Source organism: Micromonospora sp. NBC_00330, from assembly GCF_036136635.1.
Lineage (GTDB): Bacteria > Actinomycetota > Actinomycetes > Mycobacteriales > Micromonosporaceae > Micromonospora > Micromonospora salmantinae.
Window position 1 is genome coordinate 450,439 of record NZ_CP108012.1, and the last position, 20,910, is coordinate 471,348.

Consider the following 20,910-nt stretch of genomic DNA (forward strand, 5'->3'; position numbering starts at 1 on the left):
CAGCCGGCGCAGCCGTGCGTACGGGTGGGGGACCTGGCTGGCGACGGGTGACGGCCGTCCAGATCGGACGCTCGACAGTCGACGAAACCGGGGCGGGCCGGTCGGTCAGCGGTCGGCCATGCCGGCGCGGCGGCGCAGCGCGGCCACGTCGGTCACCACGATCCGGCGGCCCTCGGTGCGCAGCCAGCCACGACTGGCGAACGAGCCGATCGCCTGGTTGACGCTCTGCCGGGAACCACCGGCCATCTCGGCCAGTTGGCTCTGGTTGAGCTCGATCGTGATCATCGGTGCCTGGCTCTCGCCGGCCAGCCGTACCAGCGTCTTCGCCACCCGACCGGGTAGGTCGAGGAAGACGTGGTCGGCGTTCTGCTCGGTGAGCCGGCGGATCAGCCCGCCCAGTGAGCGCATCACCGCGTCCAGGATGCGAGGGTTGGAGTGCACCAACTCCATGAACGCGCCCCGCGAGAGCGCGAGCGCCGCGCAGTCCTCGATGGCCTCCGCCGAGGCGGAGCGGGTGGACGCGTCGAGCAGGGAGACCTCACCGAGCACATCCGGTGGACGGATAACCGACAGCACGGCCCGCTCGCCGGTGGGTGCGGTGCGAAAGACCGCCACCGCGCCGCGGCGCAGCACGATCAGGGACTCGCCGGGGTCGTTCTCCACGAAGAGCAGTTGGCCCTTGCGATAGGTGCGCGGAACGGCGGCGGCGATGACACGCTGCCGAACCTCGGGCTCCAGCCCGGCGAACATCTCGACACCCGTGAGCGCGTCACCCGGCTCCGGCAGGCGAACCTCCACGGCCCAACCCCTCCCCCGGTCATGGACCACAAACTCGCTCACCGGGCGAACCTGATGGGCCCCGACAAGGTGAACTGACACCGATTCGGCGTCCGGTAGCGGTACACATCAGATCATGACGGTCCGGTCGCTTGCTGTACACCCCTCGAAGCACTTCCGTGACCGTCACGAGCTGCGACGTGCCGTTCACGAGGCGTCGCCGGAGCTCGGTCGACCCCCGGACGGGCCCCGCCGGGCGCGGCCGTGCGGCGGTGGGCGAGGATGCCCGGAATGGTCTACCGCTATTTCTACGACTGCGAGTTCATCGAGGACGGCACGACCGTCGACCTCGTCTCGATCGGTGTCGTCGACGAGTACGGCCGCGAGTTCTACGCGGTCTCCACCGAGTTCGACGACTCCCGCGCCGTGCCCTGGGTTCGACGCAACGTGCTGGACAAGCTGCCCTCCCCGGCGGACCGGGCCTGGCGCTCGCGTGAGCGCATCCGCGACGACCTGTACGACTTCCTGATGGAGCCGATCCGGGACCGGCCGGGGGAGCAGCTGGAGCTGTGGGCCTGGTTCGCCGCGTACGACCACGTGGTGCTGGCCCAGCTCTGGGGTGCGATGCCGGCGCTGCCCCGGGAGATTCCCCGCTACACCAAGGAGCTGCGGCAGCTCTGGGACGACCGGGGCCGGCCGCCCCTGCCGGACGCGGACGCGGCACGGCACGACGCTCTGGTCGACGCCCGGCACAATCTGGCCCGCTGGCGGGCGATGACCGCCCGTTGAGTGGTGGCCGCGCCGCCGTAGGTTTGACCGGTTCTGTCCCGGGCAACGGTTCGACCAGCCGAGCCGAGGGAGATTGCCATGAGCGACCAGCCGAGCAGCGCCGCGGAGGCACGCGCCCGGGTCACCGGCCTGGCCCGGGCCGCGCGGATCTGCATGCTCACCACCACCGCTCTGGACGGGCGGCAGGTGAGTCGACCGATGGGGCTCCAGGAGGCCGAGTTCGACGGCGAGCTGTGGTTCTTCGCCTACGCCGACTCGGCAAAGGTGCGCCAGATCCGGGTGAACCCGGAGGTCAACGTCGCCTTCTCCGACCAGAAGCACAACGCGTGGGTGTCGATCTCCGGCACCGCCACCGAGGGGTTCGACCGGGCCCGGGCCGAGCGGCTGTGGAACCCGCTGCTCAAGGCGTGGTTCCCCGACGGGCTGGACACCTCCGGTCTCACGCTGATCAAGGTGCACGCCAGCTCGGCCGAGTACTGGGACTCGCCGAACAGCACGGTGGTGAACCTGCTCGACTACGCGAGGGCCGCGGTCACCGGCCGGCCCCCGAAGGCCGGCGAGAACCACGAGGTGACCTACTGACCGGGGGTGGGTGCCCGGGGCGCGCTGTCGTCGTACTGGCGGGCCGACTACAGTTCGCAGTGACGGCCCGCCCCGGGCCGGCAACGGCGCCGATGGTCTGACCTGACACATACCCTGGGGCATATCGGGCTTTACCTGATGCTCCAGGAGGATGAGCGGATCATGCGTATCGGCGTGCTCACCGGCGGCGGCGACTGCCCCGGTCTCAACGCGGTCATCCGGGCGGTGGTCCGCAAGGGCGTCGCCACTTACGGTCACGAGTTCGTAGGCTTCCGGGACGGCTGGAAGGGCCCGCTCGAGGGTCTGTCCCGCCCGCTGGACATCGCCGACGTTCGCGGCATCCTGCCCCGCGGCGGCACCATCCTCGGCTCGTCCCGGACCAACCCGTTCAAGATCGAGAACGGCGTCGAGCGGATCAAGGACAACCTCGCCGCCCAGGGCGTGGACGCGCTGATCGCGATCGGCGGCGAGGACACCCTCGGCGTTGCCACCAAGCTCTACGAGCTGGGCGTGCACGTCGTCGGCGTGCCGAAGACGATCGACAACGACCTCGGCGCCACCGACTACACCTTCGGCTTCGACACCGCTGTCAACATCGCGATGGAGGCCATCGACCGGCTGCACACCACGGCGGAGAGCCACCACCGCACCCTGGTCGTCGAGGTGATGGGCCGGCACGCCGGCTGGATCGCCCTGCACGCCGGCCTGGCCGGCGGCGCCAACGTGATCCTGCTGCCCGAGCGTCAGTTCGACGTCGACCAGGTGGCCGGCTACGTCGAGAAGCGCTTCCAGCACCAGTACGCCCCGATCGTCGTGGTCGCCGAGGGCGCCCAGCCGCTCGACGGCCAGATGGTCCTCGCCAACCAGGAGCTCGACTCGTTCGGCCACGTCCGCCTCGGCGGCATCGGCCAGTGGCTCGCCGAGCAGCTGGAGGCCAAGACCGGCAAGGAGGCCCGCACCGTGGTGCTGGGCCACATCCAGCGCGGTGGCACCCCGACCGCCTTCGACCGGGTGCTCGCCACCCGCCTGGGCCTGCAGGCCATCGACGCCGTCAACGACGGCGACTGGGGCAAGATGGTCGCGATGCAGAGCACCGACATCGTCCGGGTGCCCCTCGCCGAGGCCACCCGCGAGCTGAAGACCGTGCCGCTGGAGCGGTACGCCGAGGCCGAGGTCTTCTTCGGCAGCTGATCGATCGTCGGCGGCGCGGCGGGCCTGCGGGTCCGCCGCGCCGCGACCCAATGCGAGGGGGTACGGGCCGACATGTCAGCCGGAGTGCACACGGTCGCGGTGATCGGCGCGGGCAAGATCGGTGAGCTGATGCTCTCCGGGCTGCTGCGCTCGGGATGGCCGGTGGACCGGCTGCTGGCCACCGCCCGCCGACCCGCTCGCGCGGAGGAGTTGACCGCCCGGTACGGCGTACGGGTGGTCGACAACCTGACTGCTGTGGACGAGGCTGCGGTGCTCGCGGTCTCGGTCAAGCCGCAGGACGCCGCCGCTCTTCTCGACGAGATCGGCCCCAAGGTGCCGGCCGACAAGCTCGTCATCTCGCTCTGCGCAGGTCTGCCCACCAGCTTCTTCAGCCGCCGGTTGCCCGAGGGCACCCCGGTGGTGCGGGTGATGACCAACACCCCGGCGCTGGTCGACGAGGCGATGACCGCGATCTCCGCCGGCGCGCACGCCACCGGGGCGCACCTCACGCTTGCCGAGGAGATGTTCAAGCCGCTCGGCCAGACGATCCGGGTCCCCGAGTCGCAGCAGGACGCGGTCACCGCGCTCTCCGGCTCCGGCCCGGCGTACTTCTACCTGCTGGTCGAAGCCATGATCGACGCGGGGATCCTGCTCGGGCTGCCCCGTCAGGTGGCGCACGAGTTGATCGTGCAGACCGCGATCGGGTCGGCGGTGATGCTGCGCGACTCCGGCGAGCACCCGGTCAAGCTGCGCGAGGCGGTCACCTCGCCGGCCGGCACCACCATCTCCGCGATTCGTGAGCTGGAGAAGCACGGCGTACGCGCGGCAATGCTCGCCGCGCTGGAGGCCGCCCGCGATCGCGCCCGCGAGCTGGCGGCACAGGCCGACTGAGCGGTCGGGGCGCGTCGCGGGGCCGTGCGTGCCGCATACTGGCCCCGTGTTCACACTTGCCCAGGCCCGGCACCTGGTGGCCACCCTGCAACCGCGCGTCGACGAGTTGATCCGCGTCCGGGCCGACCTGGCCGAGTTGCGCGCCGACCTGGCCGACCACGGCGTGAGCGCGCTCGGTGGGCTGGCCGAGGTCAAGGCGCTGGAAGCTCGGCTGCACGCCGTCGTCGACGAGCTGCACCAGCACGACATCCAGGTCAAGGGCATCGCCCCGGTGCTGCTCGACTTCCCCGGCGAGCGGGCCGGCCGCGCCGTGCTCTGGTGCTGGCTGGAGGGCGACTCCGACGTGCGCTGGTACCACCGGGCCGAGTGCGGCTTCGCCGGCCGCCGCCCCCTCTGACCCCCACGCGCCTCGGCGCGCCGCGCCCGCGTCCGGCGCTCCCGCAGACCGGGCCCCGCGCCTTCTCGCGCCTCCACCCGCTTGAACCACTCGGGTTCACGAAAATCGCGGCATCAGAGCGTGGCTGACGCCCCGACTTCCGGGACCCCGAGTGGATCAAGGTGCGCGACTCAGCCTGCCGCTCAGCCTGCGGCGGACGTCGGCAGGACCGGGTCGCGGGCCTCGGAAACCGCGAACACCACCACGTTGTCGACGTAGTGGCCCCGCCGCCGGTCGAAGTCGCCCCCGCAGGTGACCAGGCGCAGCTCCGCTCCGGGCGTCGGGCCGTAGACCACGGCAGTCGGAAACTGGTCCTTGCGGGTACGCAGCGACCCGGTCACCCGGAACGGCAACCGCTGTCCACCGCGCCACACCTCCACCAGGTCGCCGGGCCGCAGCTCGCCGAGCCGGGCGAAGACCGCCGGGCCGCGCCGTGAGTCCAGGTGCCCGGCGAGTACGGCCGGGCCGGTGTCGCCCGGGGCCGGGCCGCCGCCGTACCAGCCAGGGGTGTGGAAGTCGGTGGGCGGAATCAGCACGCCGGCGCGGTCCAGACCCAGCACGGCGAGCGGTGAGTCGACGTCGATGCGCGGTACGCGTACCCGCGTGGGTGGACCGTGTGGCGTGGGCGCGGCGGCCACCGACGGGCAGTCGTCGCCGCAGCCGGGGTGCCAGCTCGCCACCGGCGGTGGCGAGCCGGTGGTGGCCAGCCCGACCCCGGTGCCGGCGGCCAGGCAGACCGCCGCGCCGGCCGCGACCAGCGCGGCCAGCGGTATCCGGCGCTCACGGTGCCGCCGGATCGACGGGTCCGGCCCGGCGCTCACCAGGTGGTGCGCCGCCGCCGACGCCAGAGCAGCACTGCCACCGCGCCGGCCGCCGCGGCCAGACCGCCGGCCACCAGTGGGTACGCGTCGAGCCCGGCCCCGGCGGTGCCACCGGCGCCGGTGTCCACCCCGCCGGCCGGGACGACGGTGCCGCCCTCGGCGTCGCGCCGCAGCTCGGCGGTGAGCCCGCCCTGTTTCGCGTCGAGCACCAGCAGCGAGTAGACCGCGCCGCCGGTGAGCCGCACCTCGGCGTCGGTGCTCGGCCCGCCAGCACCCGTCAGCTTCAGCCGCCAGTTGCCCGGCTCGACCTGCTGGTAGTCGGTAGTGGTGGCGAACTGCACCCCGTCGGCGATCATCGGACCGTCGGCGGCGGCCACGTCGAGCACCGGGGTCCGCACCGACGCCTGCACGACCCGCACCTTGGCGCGGCCGTCGGTGGGGGCGCTGAGATCGTCGTTGAGCACCCGCAGGCCGAGGTCGGCGTGCCGGCCGACACCGGCCACCGTGAAGGCGTTCCCGCTGGTCACCGCGACCTCGGTGGTGAGCACCGGGGGATCGCTGGCGGGGGCGCCGGCCTCGCGCATGGCCACCGCGTACCGGCCCGGCGCGAGTTCGAGGTAGTCGGAGACCACGCCGTAACCGACCCCGGGGAAGACCTGCGGCTTCGCCGCGCCGGGCGCGGCAAGGTAGACGTCCACCGCCGGGGTGTCCGGGGAGAGGTGCGCGAGCCGGACGTATCCGACGGTGTCCGCGCCGGTCGCGGCGTTCGCCGGAACCGGAATGGCGGCGGTGGCGAGAGCGGTGCCGAGCAGGAGCGCGCCGGAGCCGGCCAGCAGCCGGCGGGGCACGGTACGGAGCGTGTGCATGTCGCCTCCGGGGGCACGTTCGGTGAGCGGGCGGCAACCCAGAGAACAGGGTCCCGTGAACAGGACTGTGGCGCAAGTTGCCACAGCGATGTTTTTGTCGGCTGTCGCTACCGGTCGCGGAGGGCGACAAGGCCGAACAGGTCGGGGACTCCGCCAGGGCCCGCCTCGACGCGACGACCCGGAACAGCCGAAGACCGACGGCCACCGTCGCGTTGACCAGGTCGGCGAGGGGGAGGTGCCAGGCACCCACCCGTACCCGCACGCCGCTGGCGTTCCAACTGTCGAAGCTGCGGGACCGGTCGGCGTACCGTGCGTCGACGACGACACGCGGATGCTGACCCCAGTCGGCGAACGCGCCCACGAAACACGGGTGCACGCCCACGTGCACGAAACGTCCGCCGGGACGCAGCACCCGGGCGACCTCGCGCAACACGGCCGGGTAGTCGGGCAGGTCGGTGCTGGCCAGCACGCACGTCGCGGCCGGCAGCGACGCGTCGGCGACCGGCAGGGCGCCCGCGTCGCCCCTGACCACCGGCAACCGCCCTCGCGCGTGCCGCAACTGCCCGCCGGACAGGTCCACGCCCACCGGCGTCCAACCCAGACCCGCCGGCACCGAGGCGTGCGCTCCGGTGCCGCAGCAGATGTCGAGGCAGGGACCATCGCCCGCGCCGAGCAGGTCCGCCACCGTAGCGTGCACCCGCCGCAGATAGTCGCCACCGCCGGAGATGAATCCCTCATACCAGTCCGCGTGGGCGTCGTACGCGGGGCTGCTCGCCGTTCCCATTCGCTGAGGCTACGAATCGACACCCAACCCGCGACGCCCGTTCTTCCGAGGGCAGACGTGGAGCTGGCCCGGGGCGTTTGCGTTCGCTCACGAGTGGCTAATGGGCTGCAATGGTGACGGAGGTCGATGCAGAGGGCATCCGGTTCCGGCGGTCCCGCAGGCGGGTGCTGGCTCGGGTGGCCTGCGCGGCACTTGTGGTCCTGCCGGCCTTCGCGTTGCTCAGCGTCGCGTTCGGTAACCCCTGGTACTCCCCGCTTCCGCACGGGCCGGTACTTCTGCTGGCGGCGGTCCGCTTCCCCGTGCAACTAGGGCGTCAGGGTGGGCTGCCGCTCCGGACGACCCGCGACTTTCTCGAACTGACAGTGCCTGGCGGCGGGACGGTCCAGGTCGACTGGCCCGACCTGACCCGAGCCGAGGTACTGGGCCGGATCAGCCCGACCCTGGTCGTGGACATCGCCGATCGGGATCGGACCCGGCCGGTGTTGAACCGTTGGGAATGGGGCCGGGTGGGCCTCTGGACCAGGGCCCGCAGGCGGAGCCCGCAAGAGATCCACGTGTCGGTGGTCGCCATCACGCCGAACGTCCACCGACTGCGCACCGAACTGGCGCACCGGGTGGCCCGGGTCGCCGACGAGCCGTCACCCGACCCCACGACCTGAATCGGCCGAAGCCCCGCGTCTGCCGTTGCGGGGCCCACATGGATCAGGACGGTCGCCTATCCTCGGGCGATGCGGGATCGCCGGGTCGCGCTGGCGTGGGCGGCCTTCGTCGTCGTCGCGCTGGTGTCCTGTGTGTTCGTTCTGCGCCGTCCGGATCGCCTCTCCGACCTGCATATCTACCACGGTGCGCTGTCCGACCTGCGCGCCGGCAAGCCGCTGTACGGGTATGTGGCGGAGAACGGCGGTCCGTTCACCTATCCGCCGTTCGCCGCTCTCGTGTTGTGGCCGATCACCGCCGTCAGCGAGGGCGTACTCCAGGGGATCTGGCTGGTGGCGACGTGCGCGGCGGTCGTCGCCATCGCCGGGTCGGTGGGTGTCGCGCTGACCACCCGACGTTCCCGGCGCCCGCTCGTCGTGGCGCTGGCGGCCACCGTGCTGATGCTCTCCGCGCCGGTGCAGAGCAATCTACGCTTCGGGCAGGTCAGCATCTTCATCGTATTGATGGCAGTGCTCGACGGGCTGGGCCTCGTCCCATCCCGACTGCGCGGGACGCTGGTCGGGGTGGCCGCGGCGATCAAGCTCACCCCGCTGCTGTTCGTGGTCTACTTCCTCGCCGTCGGGCGCTACCGTGACGCCGGCCGGTCGGCGGCCGCGTTCGTGGCCTGCGCGGGGCTCGCCGCGATCGTGCTGCCCCGGGAGAGTTGGTCCTACTGGACCGAGACCGTGCGGCAGACCTCGCGCATCGGCAATCTGTCCTCGTTGGGCAACCAGTCCCTGCACGGAATGTTGCTGCGCGTCGGCGTCGACGAGACGACGCTGCCAGTGCTCTGGGCCGCCATGGTGGCACTGATCTGCGTTGCGGCGCTGCTCCGGGCCCGGCAGTTGACGCGGCAGGGCTGTCCCGGGCACGCCGCCGTGCTCGTTGGCTGCGCCACAGTGGCCGCGTCCCCGGTTTCCTGGACCCACCATCAGGTGTGGCCGGTGCTCGCCGCGATGCTGCTGATCGGCGCGTCCGGCGTCAGCCAGCGGGTCGCCGGCGCGGCGCTGCTCGCCGCCATGGTCGTCTCGTTGGGCGCGGTGCTCAGCCCGATCTCGACGCGGCCGGGGGTGCAGTTCCTCTTCGAGAACGCCCGTGCCGTCGGGGTGTGCGTCCTGTGCCTCGTCGGCTTCGGCGGTGTCGCCGTCGCCGCCCAGCGCACGAGCAGACGCCCCGCCGCCGGCCGTGCCTGGCTGCGGGCGGGCGTCACGGCGACTGTGGCGGTCGCGTTCTTCGCCGTGCAGCCGCTGCCGGCCGGAGCCGATCCCACCTTCAAGGCGTACACCCTCGACGACGTGGTCAACCCGCGGTACTTCTTCGTCTGCCGTGGTCCGGCGGAATGTGCCGCCTACGCCACCGACGTGCCGGTCACCTTCGGCACCCGAGCCGAGAAGACCAAGGTCCGGGTCAACGGCGTGGTCTCCCCGCAGGTCACCCGCCTGGAGTACTACTCCGCGCCGGGTGGAGCGCCCCGGGCCATTCCGCTGCTCGCCGCGTACCCGGGTTCGCGTACCTTCTCGTTCCGTTCGGCGACGATGGCTCACGGTCGGCTCGTCGCGTACGCAGCGGATGGCCAGCCGATCGCCAGCTACGACGACGAGCTCGCCGCCGCCCTCCGCACGACCACCCGGTAGGCGGTCGCGGGCAGGGCGGCGGCTGGCGTTGCTCAGCGGGTGGCGTCGGCCAGGGCGGCGCGCAGCTTCGCGGCGTCGCCCGGGGCCGGGTGCTCCCAGTCGGTCGGGCTCGCGGAGTAGAGCGTGCCGTACGCCGGGGTGTCCGGCTGGTAGCGCCACCCCTCGGCCAGCGGGCCGACGTCCACAGCGTCGTAGCCGATCCGGTCGAGGAAGTCGGTCACCTCGGCCTTCGCGGCGGCGTCGTCACCGGCGATCGCGAGGGCGCTGCGGTCGGCCGCCCCGGCCGGCCGGGGGAGCGCGGCCAGGCCCTTGAAGTAGATGTTGTTGAAGACCTTGACCACCCGCGAGTCCGGCAGGTGTCGCTGGAGCAACTCGCTGCTGGTGGTCTCGTCGGAGTCCAGCTCCGGGAAGGTGCCGTCACGCTGCGGGTAGTAGTTGTTGGTGTCGATGACGACCTTGCCGGCCAGCGGTTCCACGGGCACCGCGCGGTACGCCTTCAGCGGCACGCTGACCACGACCAGGTCACCGACCTGCGCCGCGTCCTGCGTGGTGCCGGCGCTGGCGTGCTCGCCCAGGGTCTCCACCAGGTCGGTGAGGGTCTCCGGGCCCCGCGAGTTGCTCAGTACCACGTCGTAGCCGGCGTCGACGGCCAGCCGGGCCACGGTGCCGCCGATGTTGCCACTGCCGATCAGTCCCACAGTTGTCATGCTCGTTCCCAACTCCGTCCACCCGCGACGCATTCCCGACCGAGCTGGTGGGTTATTCGGTTTGTCCGCCGCCGGGCGAGTGCTCAGGCTGCTCGCGACCTCCGCCGTCCCGGCCGGTGCCTGGGTGGCGCCGCGAGCCCGTCCTGCACAACGTACTGCTCACGCTGGTCGCCGACCGGCTCTCCCGGGAGGTGCCACTCTCCGGTGAGGAGCGGTTCGTGCGGCCGGCGGACCGCCGGTCGTCCCGCAGCCTCGACCCGGCAAGATCAGGCTGGATCCTGGTTGTAGTGGCATCCGAGAGGCGGGAGGCCACTACATCCATGGTCGAGCGTGATCAAGGCGGCGCCGTGCAGCGCCCCGGGTGTCAGAAGGCGGCGCCGTGGGGTGCCCCGGGGCGTCAGGGGGTGGGGAGGGTCTTTTCGATGGCCGCGCGCAGGTCGTCGGAGTCGGGCTCGACAGTGGGGGCGAAGCGGGCGGCGACCGAGCCGTCCGGGGCCACCAGGAACTTCTCGAAGTTCCACCGCACGTCACCGGTGTGCCCGTCGGCGTCCGGGGTGCCCACGAGCGCGGCGTAGAGCGGGTGCCGGTCGGGGCCGTTGACGTCGACCTTCTCGGTCAGCGGGAAGGTGACCCCGTAGTTGACCTGGCAGAAGTCGCTGATCTCGGCGGCGCTGCCCGGCTCCTGTCCGGCGAACTGGTTGCAGGGCACGCCGAGCACCACGAGGCCCTGGTCGGCGTAGGAGTCGGCGAGCGTCTGGAGGCCGGCGTACTGCGGGGTGAGGCCGCAGCGGGAGGCCACGTTGACGACCAGCAACGCCTTGCCGCGGTGGCGGGCCAGGTCGGCGGGGCCGCCGTTGAGGGCGTCGATCGGGATGTCGAAGACGGTCATGGGCCGAGGTTACGCGCCGGCCGGGTGTCGACCCGGGTTGGGCGCAGCGTAAGCACTCCGTGCACCAGGAGAAATCGAAACATGCACATCTTGACGAACTGATGACGCCGTGAGTACCGTCTCACCATCTCTTTTGGAAAGTTTCCTAACAGTTCGGGAGACGCCTCATGAAAAGATCGCTCCGCCGGGCCCTCTGGGCCGGTGCCGTGGTCGCTGTGACCGTCGCAGCGGTGCCGGTGACCACCGCGTTCGGCGCCGGCACGGTCACCACCACCTTCACCAAGGCGCAGGACTGGGGGACCGGTCACGAGACGAGGGTGACCGTCACCAACGGCTCCAGCGCCACTGTCACCACCTGGCGCATCGAGTTCGACCTGCCGTCGGGCACCACCATCAGCAGCGCGTGGGACGCCGACGTCACCAGCAGCGGCAACCACTACGTCGCGGTCAAGAAGAGCTGGGCCGGCGGCATCGCCCCCGGCGCCTCGTTCAGCTGGGGCTACAACGGCAGCGGCGCCTACAAGGCGCCGCTGAACTGCACCATCAACGGTGCCGCGTGCGGCGGCGGGACGACCCCGCCGACCACCACTCCGCCGACCACCACCCCACCGACGACGACCCCACCCACCACCCCTCCGCCCACCACGCCACCGCCGACCACCAACCCGCCGAACCCGGGCGGCAAGAAGGTCGTCGGTTACTTCGCCGAGTGGGGCGTCTACGGGCGCAACTACCACGTCAAGAACATCCAGACCAGCGGCTCGGCCGCCAAGCTGACCCACATCCTGTACGCCTTCGGCAACACCACCGGCGGCCGTTGCGCCATCGGTGACAGCTACGCCGACTACGAGAAGGCGTACACCGCGGCGGAGAGCGTGGACGGCGTCGCCGACACGTGGGACCAGCCGCTGCGCGGCAGCTTCAACCAGCTGCGCAAGCTCAAGCAGCTGAACCCGCACCTCAAGGTGATCTGGTCGTTCGGTGGCTGGACCTGGTCCGGTGGCTTCACCCAGGCCGCGCAGAACCCGGCCGCGTTCGCCGAGAGCTGCTACAACCTGGTCGAGGACCCGCGTTGGGCGGACGTCTTCGACGGCATCGACGTCGACTGGGAGTACCCCAACGCCTGCGGTCTGAGCTGTGACAGCAGCGGCCCGAACGCGTTCAAGAACGTGATCAGCGCGTTGCGGTCGAAGTTCGGGTCCAGCGCCCTGGTCACCGCGGCCATCACCGCGGACGGCAGCAACGGCGGCAAGATCGATGCCACCGACTACGCCGGCGCCATCGGCAACCTCAACTGGCTGATGCCGATGACCTACGACTACTTCGGCGCCTTCGCCGCTCAGGGTCCGACGGCACCGCACTCACCGCTCACCTCGTACACCGGCATCCCGCAGCAGGGCTTCAACTCCGACGCGGCGATCCAGAAGCTCAAGAGCAAGGGCGTCCCGGCCAACAAGCTGCTGCTCGGCATCGGCTTCTACGGTCGGGGCTGGACCGGTGTCACCCAGGCCGCTCCGGGTGGCAGCGCCACCGGCGCGGCGCCGGGCACCTACGAGGCCGGCATCGAGGACTACAAGGTCCTCAAGAACACCTGTCCGGCCACCGGCACGATCGCCGGCACCGCGTACGCCAAGTGCGGCAGCAACTGGTGGAGCTACGACACCCCGTCGACCATCAACGGCAAGATGACGTACGCGAACAACCAGGGCCTCGGTGGCGCGTTCTTCTGGGAGCTCTCCGGTGACACGAGCAACGGCGAGCTCATCGGCGCCATCAAGGGCGGTCTCGGCTGAGCCGAGGGCCGACGCACCACCCACACGGCGGGAAGGGGCCCGCACCGTCCCTTCCCGCCCGTGACACAGCGGCCCGGTCGACGCCCAGCGTCGACCGGGCCGCCGCCGTTGGGCTCGGTCAGCCGGATGTGGCAGACTCGCGGCTCGGCACGTCTCGATCTCACCGCCGACGGAGGTGATCATGCGCCCGACACACCGCAGGCTGGCGGCGACCGCCGCCGGGCTGATGCTGCTGCCGGTTGCCCTGGTCGGCTGCGGGATCGGCGACGAGGACGAGGAGAAGTCCGCCGCCAAGCCGGCCCGAGCCCCCGCCGAGGAGGCCACCGCCCGCTCCCGCGAGCGCGTGCAGGCGTACCTCGACGCGATGGCGGCCAAGGACGTCGCCGCCGGCCGCAGCCAGCTCTGCGCTCTGCTGCACGACGGCTTCGACCTGGGCGCCACCGGCCCCAACGGTGACTTCGCCGACCACTTCCAGGTGCCCGAGGCGGCCATCACCGGCATCCGGTCCGGTCCCCAGGGGCAGGAGGTCAGCGTCTCGGTCTCGGTCACCGTCGGCAAACGCACCGTCGCCCGGCCGCTGGTGTTCACCGTCACCCGGGACGGCAGCGACTGGTGCATCGCCGGGGAAGCGCCGGGCAGGTCGGCCACTCCGTCGTCGCCCCCGCCGCGTCCGGAGGGGTCGCCCCCACCGATTCCTGCGTCGAGCCCGGGGGTTTGATCTCCCATCTGCCGGAACCGTCCCCCTCGCCGCCCGGTCACCCCGACCGTCGCCGTACGCTTTCTGTCATGCGCCATGAGTGGCATCAGCTGAGCCATCCCGCGGTGGGCAGCCCGGGCCTGCAGACCAGCCGACCGACCATCGACTCCGCCGAGGACGCCGCGTTGGGTCTGGACCGATGGCGGGAGCTGCCCCGCGAGCAGGTTCCGCCGTGGTCCGACCCGGCTGCCGTGGCCGCGGTCTGCAAGGTCCTCGACACCGTGCCGTCGGTCGTCGCGCCCTACGAGGTGGACCAGCTCCGGCAGAAGCTCGCCCTGGTCTGCGAGGGCAAGGCGTTCCTGTTGCAGGGTGGTGACTGCGCCGAGACGTTCGTGGACAACACCGAGAGCCACCTGCTGGCCAACGCCCGCACCCTGCTCCAGATGGCGATCGTGCTCACCTACGGCGCGTCGCTGCCGGTGGTCAAGGTCGCCCGGGTCGCCGGGCAGTACACGAAGCCCCGCTCGCTGCCGACCGACGCCCGTGGCCTGCCCGCGTACCGCGGCGACATGATCAACTCGCTGGAGGCCGACCCGGCCGCCCGGGTCGCCGACCCGCAGCGCATGATCCGCGCGTACGCGAACTCGGCGGCGGCGATGAACATGCTCCGGGCGTACCTCGCCGGTGGGCTGGCCGACCTGCACGCCGTGCACGACTGGAACAAGGGCTTCGTGAAGAACTCCCCGGCGGGGGAGCGTTACGAGGCGATCGCTCGGGAGATCGACCGGGCGCTGGCCTTCATCCGGGCCTGCGGCATGACCGACGACGAGGCGCTGCGCACCGTCACGCTCTACTGCTCCCACGAGGCCCTGGCCCTGGAGTACGACAGGGCGCTCACCCGGGTCTCCGACCGTCGGGCGTACGGGCTCTCCGGGCACTTCCTGTGGATCGGCGAGCGCACCCGGCAGATCAGCGGGGCGCACATCGACTTCATCTCCCGGATCGCCAACCCGATCGGGGTCAAGCTCGGCCCGACGACCTCCCCGGACGAGGCGATCGAGTTGTGCGAGAAGCTCAACCCGGACAACATCCCCGGCCGGCTCACCCTGATCAGCCGGATGGGCAACCACCGGGTACGCGACGCGCTGCCGCCGATCGTCGCCAAGGTCACCGCCGCCGGGGCCAAGGTGGTCTGGCAGTGCGACCCGATGCACGGCAACACGCACGAGTCGTCGAACGGCTACAAGACCCGGCACTTCGACCGCATCGTCGACGAGGTGCTCGGCTACTTCGAGGTGCACCGGGGGCTGGACACCCACCCCGGCGGCCTGCACGTCGAGTTGACCGGCGAGGACGTCACCGAGTGCCTCGGCGGCGCCCAGGGGATCGAGGATCTCGACCTGCCCGACCGGTACGAGACGGCCTGCGACCCGCGACTGAACACCCAGCAGTCGTTGGAGTTGGCCTTCCTCGTGGCGGAGATGCTGCGCGGCTGATCTTGCGGGGCCCGCAGCCGGCACAGCAGAGGATGACCATGGCTGACGCGAGGAGTGAGCTCACGAGCCCGCGGTCGGCAGTTGAAAGGATGACAGTGCCTGATCTGTTCGTGGACCTCCGGTCCGACACGGTGACCCGACCCACCGCCGGGATGCGGGAGGCGATGGCCGCCGCCGAGGTCGGTGACGACGTCTACGGCGAGGACCCGAGCGTCAACGCGCTGGAGGCCGAGGTCGCCGCGTTGTTCGGGCACGAGGCGGCGCTGTTCGCCCCGAGTGGTTCGATGGCGAACCAGATCGCCCTGCAACTGCTGGTGTCGCCCGGCGACGAGTTGCTCTGTGACGCCGACGCGCACGTGGTCACGTACGAGATCGGCGCCGCGGCCGCGTACGGCGGGATCACCTCGCGGACCTGGCCCGCCGTGGGCGCGGACATCGACCCGGAGGTGGTGGCCGGGATGATCCGGCCGGACGGTTACTTCGCCGTCCCCACCCGCGCGATCGCCGTCGAGCAGACCCACAACCGCGGCGGCGGCGGGGTGATTCCGCTGGCGACCCTGCGGGATCTGCGCGGGGTCGCCGACGAGGCGGGCGTCGCGCTGCACTGTGACGGCGCCCGGATCTGGCACGCCCACGTCGCCGACCAGGTGCCGCTGATCGAGTACGGCCGGCTCTTCGACACGCTGTCGGTGTGCCTCTCCAAGGGCCTCGGCGCGCCGGTCGGTTCGCTGGTGGTGGGCAGCGCTGAGAAGATCGAACGTGCCCGGCTGATCCGCAAGCGGATGGGCGGGGGCATGCGCCAGGCCGGCATTCTCGCCGCCGCCGGTCGGTACGCGCTCGCGCAGCACATCGACCGGTTGGCCGACGACCACGCGAAGGCGGCCCGGCTCGCCGAGGCGGTCGCGCCGTTCGGTGTGCTGGCCACCAATGTCCGTACGAACCTCGTCGCGCTGGACCTCACCAAGCACACACTGGACGCGCGGGCCCTGGCCGCCGCGGCGCGGGCCGAGGGCGTACTGATCTCGGTGCTCGGCCCCCGTACCGCCCGCCTGGTCACCCACCTGGGCCTCAGCGACGCGGACATCGACCGCGCCCTGGCAGCCCTACCCCGAATCCTCGCCGCCGCCTAAACGCCCTGTTCACCTTGTTGATCAAGAGGTTCGCGTCAGATCCCGGTCGCCGGGTGACGCGAACTTCTTGATCAACAAGGTTGGGGTCAGGGGTGGGACAGGCGGGTGAGGGTGGCGATGTCGGCGGCGTGGCCCACCTGCTTCTCGCTGGGGGTTTCCACGACGGTCGGTACGCCAGCGGTCGCCGGGTGCGCCATCAGCTCGGCGAAGGCGGGCTCGCCGATGCTGCCCTTGCCGATGTTCTCGTGCCGGTCCCGGGTGGAGCCGCACAGGTCCTTCGAGTCGTTGGCGTGGACCAGCCGCAGCCGGTCCGCGCCGACGGTGGCCACCAGGGTGTCCAGGGTCGCCGTCATGCCGCCCTCGGCCGCCAGGTCGTGGCCGGCCGCCCAGGCGTGGCAGGTGTCGAAGCAGACCCCGAGCATGGGGTGCCGGTCCACCGCGTCCAGGTAGGGCCCGAGCTGCTCCACCCGGGAGGCCAGTGACCGGCCGCCACCGGCGCTCGGCTCGACCAGCAGCATCGGCCCGCCAGCGTCGGCAGCCCAGTCGAGCAGCGGCAGCAACACCTCGCGGACCTGTCGCATCGCCGCCTCGGCGTGCCCCTCGTCCACCGAACTGCCCGCGTGGAACACCACCCCGCGCGCGCCGATCGCCACGCCCCGACGCAGCGCGTGCGCCAGCGTCTCGCCCGACTTCTCGACGGTGGCCGGGGTGGGTGAGCCGAGGTTGACCAGCAGCGCGGCGTGGATGAACGCGGGGATGCCCCGCTCGGCGCAACCGTCGCGGAACAGCGCGTCCTGCACCGGGTCGCCGTTGGGCAGTGCCCAGCCTCGCGAGTTGGAGACGTAGACCTGCACCACCTGCGCACCGGTCGCGTCGGCGTACGGCAGGGCAGCCTTCGCCAGCCCACCCGAGGTCGGAGTGTGCGTGCCCACCGGCCGCGCGGAGATCGTCGGCATCAGAAGCACGTCAGGGTGACCGGGGTGCCGGGTGCCACCTGCGAATTTTCGCCCGGGATCTGGATCCGGACCACGGCGTTCGGGTTGATCGCCATCGTCACCGGGAAGCCCTGACCCTCCAACGCCTGCTTGGCCTGCTGGCACGGCAGGTCGATCACCCGCGGCATGGCGACCAGCGGTGGCCCCTTGCTCACGTCCAGCTTGACCTCGGTGCCCTTCTCCACGCCGGCGCCATCGGCCGGGCTCTGGCCGAGGATCTCGTCCCTCGGCTTGTCGGAGTCCTTGTAGGTCTCCTTCAGCACCAGGTTGAGCTGGGCCAGGGCCGTCCGGGCGTCGGTCAGGCTCTTGCCAACCAGGTTCGGCACCGTCACCGGCGCCCTGCCCCGGCTCAGGATGAGGGTGACCTTCGCGCCGGGTTTGACCTCGGTGCCCACCTTGGGGGAGCTGTCCACCACGACCCCGGCCGGCAGGCTGTCGTCGTAACGGGCGGTGCCCCTGGCCACCACCAGCTTCACGTTGACCAGGTCCGCCTCGGCGAGCTCGAACTCCTTGCCGATCACATCCGGTACGGGGAAACGCTCCGGGCCGAGGGAGAGGGTCAGGGTGATCGTGCCACCCTTGACGATCTTGGCAGCGGACGCCGGGCTCTGCTCCAGCACGCTGTCCTTCGGGGCCTTCTCGTCGAAGCGCGGCTCAGCGTACGTGACGAGAAGCCCGCTGCGGTCGGCCCGCGCCTGCGCCTCGGCCTTGTTCAGGCTCACCAGCTGCGGAGCGTCCGTGTAACGGCCGACGCCGAACCACCAACCCCCGAGCGCGGCCACCAGGCCCAGCGTCACGACCACTGCCGCGACGGCCAGCCGGCCACGGGGGTTGCTCAGCACCGTGCTGCGCAGCGCGGCGAGCCGGGCGCCCAGGCCCTCCGCAGGCTCCGGGGCGGCCCGACGCCGCCCCGGCCCCTGGCTGCTGGCGCCCTCTGGCAGTCGTGCCCACGACGGGCGGTTGGGCGGCTGGACCGTCGCGACCATCATGGTCGGCTGGGAGAGCGACGGCGCGTCACTGATCGGGCGGAGTACGGCGGTGTGGCTGTTGGAGTCGCCCAGACGGTCCCGGGCCACCTGCACCTCGGCCAACAACGCGCCGGCGTCCGCGGGCCGCGCTCCCGGATCGCGGCGGGTGGCCCGCTGCACCAGGTCGTCGAGGACCGACGGCAGACCCGGCACCAGCGTCGAGGGCGCCGGCACGTCCCGGTCGACGTGCTGCCAGGCGACGTCCACCGGGCGGTCCCCGTCGTACGGCACCCGGCCGGTGAGCATCTCGAACAGCACGATGCCGGCCGAGTAGACGTCGGTGCGCGGATCGGCGCGGCCCTCGGTGACCAGCTCCGGGGCGACGTACGCCACGGTGGCCATCAGCTGGTTGCCCTGTTCCTCGTCGGCGCTCGCCTCCACCGCCCGGGCCAGCCCGAAGTCGGCCACCTTCACGACGCTGTCGACCAGGTTGGCGACGCCACCGGTTGGCGCCTCCGCGACCAGCACGTTCTCCGGTTTGACGTCGCGGTGCACGAGACCGGCCCGATGCGCGGCGGCGATCGCGGCGAGCATCTGCTCGGCGATGGCCAGCGCCTCGTCCGGGTTGAGCCGGCGTCGCTCGGCCAGCACGTCACGCAGCGTGCGGCCACGGACGTACTCCATCACCAGGTACGGCAGGCCGGCGTGCGTGCCCTGGTCGTAGACCGCCACCACGTTCGGGTGGGTCAGCCGGGCGATGGTCTTCGCCTCGTCGGTGAACCGGGCCACGAAGTTGGCGATCCGGGCCCGTGCCTCGCTGGCCTGGGTCGGGTGAATGATCTTGACAGCGACGGTGCGCTCAAGGCGTTCGTCGGTGGCGGTGTACACGGTCGCCATGCCACCACGGGCCACGCGACCGCGAATGCGGTAGCGCCCGTCGATCAGCGAGCCCAGCAACGTGTCGGCGACCTGAGTGTCCATCGGCAGGCAGTCTATGTGTCCAGAGGGTGAGGGATGAACAGGATGCTACAGCCGTATGCCGAACCGGTCCGTCCCACCGCGTTCCCCACCCCTTGTCCGCTGGTCAGCGGCGATCAGGGAAAGGGCGCAGATGGGCCGCCCGGGGTGCCGGTGGCTCGTCGCGGCGGCGGCGTGGCAGGGTGGTCGGGTGACCGAACCCGTACCCGACCAGGCCGCGCCCGGCCTGGAACTCGCCGGCCCCACCGACCCGGCCGACTGGTTGACCCTGCCCGACGTCGCCGAACGCCTCGACGTGTCGATCAGCAAGGTGCACCAGATGATCCGTGACCGGGAGCTGTTGGCGGTCCGCCGCGACGGCATCCGCCGGATCCCCGCGGACCTGGTTGCCAACCAGACCGTGCTCAAGCACCTGCCCGGCGTGCTCAATCTGCTCGCCGACAACGGCTACGACGACGAGGCCGTCCTGCGCTGGCTCTACGAGCCGGACGACACCCTCCCCGGCGCCACCCCGGCCGCCGCCCTCTCGGGCGACCAGGCCCGCGAGGTGAAACGTCGAGCCCAGGCCCAAGGCTTCTAACCCTCCAACCCCCGCTTCCCCCGAGTTGATCATGAGGTTGGCGGCGTGACACGCCGAGGCGAAGGTCGCCAACCCCATGATCAACCCGGGTGCGGGGCGGGGTGGGGCAGGGCGGGGGTTAGTCGGAGCGGCGGGTTGCGGCTATGGCCAGGTCTACCAGGGCTTGACGGGCCTCGGTGTCGAGATCGACGGCGGTCAGGGCGGCCAGGGCGGCGTCGGTGAGTGTGACGATCCGCTGTTCGGTACGGGCCAGCGCCCCGCTCCCCGAGATCACCTCGCGGAGCCGGGCCACCCCGTGCTCGTCCAGCTCCGGGTCGCCGAGCCGGCCGAGCAGCAGCTCGCGGCCCGCGTCGTCGGTGGCCTCCACGGCCGCCGCCACCAGGTAGGTGCGCTTGCCCTCGCGCAGATCGTCCCCGGCCGGTTTGCCGGTCAGCGCCGGGTCGCCGAACACCCCCAGCACGTCGTCGCGGAGCTGGAACGCCTCGCCCAGCGGCAGCCCGTACGCCGAGTAGGCCGTCCGCACGTCCTCCGGCGCGTCGGCCAGCGCGGCGCCGAGCAGCATCGGACGCTCGACGGTGTACTTCGCGGACTTGTACCGGGCGACCTTGCTGGCCCGCTCCACCGAGGTGTCCCCGGTGACCTGTGTGAGCACGTCGAGGTACTGCCCGACGGTGACCTCGGTGCGCATCTCGTCGAAGACCGGCCGGGCCCGGGCCAACGACCACAGGTCCAGGCCGGCGGAGTGCAGCAGCTCGTCGGACCAGACCAGGCACAGGTCACCGAGCAGGATGGCCGCGGCGTCGCCGAAACCGTCCGGGTCGCCGCCCCAGCCGGCCTCCCGGTGCCGGGCGGCGAACCGTCGGTGCACAGCAGGCTCGCCGCGACGGGTGTCGGAACGGTCCATCAGGTCGTCGTGGATCAGGGCGCTGGCCTGGACGAACTCCAGTGCGGCCAGGGCGGTCAGCACCTGGTCGCCGTCCAGCCCGCCGGCCCCCCGGAACCCCCAGTACGCGAATGCGGGACGCAGCCGCTTGCCGCCGCCGAGCACGAACGCCTCGATCGCCTCGGCCACCGGACCCAGCGCGTCGTCCACGGCGGCGAGCCGGACCCGTTGACCGGCCAGGAACTCGGTGAGAGCCTTGTCGACCCGCTGCCGCAGGCCGGCGCGGTCGACGGGGGACACGGGAGCAGCGTGGGTCACGCCCCGACG

General features: G+C 71.7%; 20 protein-coding genes and 1 pseudogene. 12 read left to right on the forward strand and 9 right to left on the reverse strand.

All coding sequences use genetic code 11. The features are described 5' to 3' along the window. Nucleotides 1-105: 105 nt before the first annotated feature. Nucleotides 106-798 carry a Crp/Fnr family transcriptional regulator gene (locus OG598_RS02120; RefSeq protein ID WP_091407574.1) on the reverse strand — a complete coding sequence of 231 codons (693 nt, stop codon included), beginning with the start codon at nucleotides 796-798 and terminating at the stop codon, nucleotides 106-108. A gap of 270 nt (nucleotides 799-1,068) precedes the next feature. Here OG598_RS02120 and OG598_RS02125 point away from each other — a divergent pair, with 270 nt between their 5' ends. The 5 genes from OG598_RS02125 to OG598_RS02145 all read left to right on the forward strand — a co-directional run bounded on the left by OG598_RS02125 (nucleotide 1,069) and on the right by OG598_RS02145 (nucleotide 4,627). After that, nucleotides 1,069-1,566 carry a polyadenylate-specific 3'-exoribonuclease AS gene (locus OG598_RS02125; protein ID WP_091407578.1) on the forward strand — a complete coding sequence of 166 codons (498 nt, stop codon included), beginning with the start codon at nucleotides 1,069-1,071 and terminating at the stop codon, nucleotides 1,564-1,566. A gap of 78 nt (nucleotides 1,567-1,644) precedes the next feature. Next, the gene (locus OG598_RS02130) at nucleotides 1,645-2,148 is read left to right on the forward strand and encodes a pyridoxamine 5'-phosphate oxidase family protein (RefSeq protein ID WP_328652800.1); all 504 of its coding nucleotides are present in this window, start codon (nucleotides 1,645-1,647) and stop codon (nucleotides 2,146-2,148) included. A gap of 162 nt (nucleotides 2,149-2,310) precedes the next feature. Then, nucleotides 2,311-3,339 carry a 6-phosphofructokinase gene (locus OG598_RS02135; protein WP_091408060.1) on the forward strand — a complete coding sequence of 343 codons (1,029 nt, stop codon included), beginning with the start codon at nucleotides 2,311-2,313 and terminating at the stop codon, nucleotides 3,337-3,339. Between the two features lie 72 nt (nucleotides 3,340-3,411). Then, the gene (proC, locus tag OG598_RS02140; protein WP_328652801.1) at nucleotides 3,412-4,230 is read left to right on the forward strand and encodes a pyrroline-5-carboxylate reductase; all 819 of its coding nucleotides are present in this window, start codon (nucleotides 3,412-3,414) and stop codon (nucleotides 4,228-4,230) included. Between the two features lie 46 nt (nucleotides 4,231-4,276). Continuing rightward, nucleotides 4,277-4,627 (forward strand): DUF2203 domain-containing protein, encoded by a 351-nt coding sequence (locus tag OG598_RS02145; RefSeq protein WP_036412622.1) that lies wholly within the window; start codon nucleotides 4,277-4,279, stop codon nucleotides 4,625-4,627. 182 nt (nucleotides 4,628-4,809) lie between these two features. On the opposite strand, the gene OG598_RS02150 is transcribed toward OG598_RS02145, so the two are convergent. The 3 genes and pseudogenes from OG598_RS02150 to OG598_RS02160 form a co-directional block, all read right to left on the reverse strand. Further along, nucleotides 4,810-5,487, reverse strand: coding sequence for a class F sortase (locus tag OG598_RS02150; protein ID WP_328655249.1), 678 nt, complete (start codon nucleotides 5,485-5,487; stop codon nucleotides 4,810-4,812). Beyond that, nucleotides 5,484-6,353: a DUF4397 domain-containing protein gene (locus tag OG598_RS02155; protein WP_328652802.1), complete on the reverse strand. Its 870-nt coding sequence runs from the start codon at nucleotides 6,351-6,353 to the stop codon at nucleotides 5,484-5,486. Before OG598_RS02155 ends, OG598_RS02150 begins: the two co-directional genes overlap by 4 nt. 439 nt (nucleotides 6,354-6,792) lie before the next feature. Further along, a pseudogene (locus tag OG598_RS02160) lies at nucleotides 6,793-7,137 on the reverse strand (class I SAM-dependent methyltransferase); the annotation flags it as partial. A 113-nt stretch (nucleotides 7,138-7,250) separates the two neighbouring features. Between OG598_RS02160 and OG598_RS02165 the strand changes: the two are divergent. Beyond that, the gene (locus tag OG598_RS02165; RefSeq protein ID WP_328652803.1) at nucleotides 7,251-7,796 is read left to right on the forward strand and encodes a hypothetical protein; all 546 of its coding nucleotides are present in this window, start codon (nucleotides 7,251-7,253) and stop codon (nucleotides 7,794-7,796) included. 69 nt (nucleotides 7,797-7,865) lie between these two features. Then, nucleotides 7,866-9,467 carry a glycosyltransferase 87 family protein gene (locus OG598_RS02170; protein WP_328652804.1) on the forward strand — a complete coding sequence of 534 codons (1,602 nt, stop codon included), beginning with the start codon at nucleotides 7,866-7,868 and terminating at the stop codon, nucleotides 9,465-9,467. A gap of 32 nt (nucleotides 9,468-9,499) precedes the next feature. On the opposite strand, the gene OG598_RS02175 is transcribed toward OG598_RS02170, so the two are convergent. Further along, entirely contained in the window at nucleotides 9,500-10,174 is a 675-nt protein-coding gene (locus OG598_RS02175) for an NADPH-dependent F420 reductase (protein ID WP_328652805.1), read from the reverse strand. Nucleotides 10,175-10,571: 397 nt separating this feature from the next. Next, a complete protein-coding gene (locus OG598_RS02180) occupies nucleotides 10,572-11,063 on the reverse strand; it encodes a glutathione peroxidase (RefSeq protein WP_328652806.1) in 492 nt (163 codons plus the stop codon). A gap of 167 nt (nucleotides 11,064-11,230) precedes the next feature. Here OG598_RS02180 and OG598_RS02185 point away from each other — a divergent pair, with 167 nt between their 5' ends. The 4 genes from OG598_RS02185 to OG598_RS02200 all read left to right on the forward strand — a co-directional run bounded on the left by OG598_RS02185 (nucleotide 11,231) and on the right by OG598_RS02200 (nucleotide 16,179). Further along, nucleotides 11,231-12,856 carry a glycosyl hydrolase family 18 protein gene (locus OG598_RS02185; protein WP_328652807.1) on the forward strand — a complete coding sequence of 542 codons (1,626 nt, stop codon included), beginning with the start codon at nucleotides 11,231-11,233 and terminating at the stop codon, nucleotides 12,854-12,856. Between the two features lie 181 nt (nucleotides 12,857-13,037). After that, nucleotides 13,038-13,574, forward strand: coding sequence for a hypothetical protein (locus tag OG598_RS02190; RefSeq protein WP_328652808.1), 537 nt, complete (start codon nucleotides 13,038-13,040; stop codon nucleotides 13,572-13,574). 68 nt (nucleotides 13,575-13,642) lie between these two features. Next, entirely contained in the window at nucleotides 13,643-15,049 is a 1,407-nt protein-coding gene (locus OG598_RS02195; protein WP_091407607.1) for a class II 3-deoxy-7-phosphoheptulonate synthase, read from the forward strand. Nucleotides 15,050-15,138: 89 nt separating this feature from the next. Continuing rightward, nucleotides 15,139-16,179 (forward strand): threonine aldolase family protein, encoded by a 1,041-nt coding sequence (locus OG598_RS02200; RefSeq protein WP_442931447.1) that lies wholly within the window; start codon nucleotides 15,139-15,141, stop codon nucleotides 16,177-16,179. An 86-nt stretch (nucleotides 16,180-16,265) separates the two neighbouring features. Here the strand turns inward: OG598_RS02200 and OG598_RS02205 are convergent, their stop codons facing one another. Together OG598_RS02205 and pknB are read right to left on the reverse strand one after the other, a co-directional pair. Next, entirely contained in the window at nucleotides 16,266-17,135 is an 870-nt protein-coding gene (locus OG598_RS02205; RefSeq protein ID WP_328652810.1) for a deoxyribonuclease IV, read from the reverse strand. Further along, nucleotides 17,135-19,123 carry a Stk1 family PASTA domain-containing Ser/Thr kinase gene (gene pknB / locus OG598_RS02210; protein ID WP_328652811.1) on the reverse strand — a complete coding sequence of 663 codons (1,989 nt, stop codon included), beginning with the start codon at nucleotides 19,121-19,123 and terminating at the stop codon, nucleotides 17,135-17,137. The genes OG598_RS02205 and pknB overlap by 1 nt, the downstream gene beginning before the upstream one ends. A 187-nt stretch (nucleotides 19,124-19,310) precedes the next feature. Here pknB and OG598_RS02215 point away from each other — a divergent pair, with 187 nt between their 5' ends. Further along, entirely contained in the window at nucleotides 19,311-19,700 is a 390-nt protein-coding gene (locus OG598_RS02215) for an Rv2175c family DNA-binding protein (protein WP_328652812.1), read from the forward strand. Nucleotides 19,701-19,818: 118 nt separating this feature from the next. Here OG598_RS02215 and OG598_RS02220 read toward each other — a convergent pair whose 3' ends face one another. Continuing rightward, nucleotides 19,819-20,901 (reverse strand): polyprenyl synthetase family protein, encoded by a 1,083-nt coding sequence (locus tag OG598_RS02220; protein WP_328652813.1) that lies wholly within the window; start codon nucleotides 20,899-20,901, stop codon nucleotides 19,819-19,821. Between the last annotated feature and the right edge of the window lie 9 nt (nucleotides 20,902-20,910).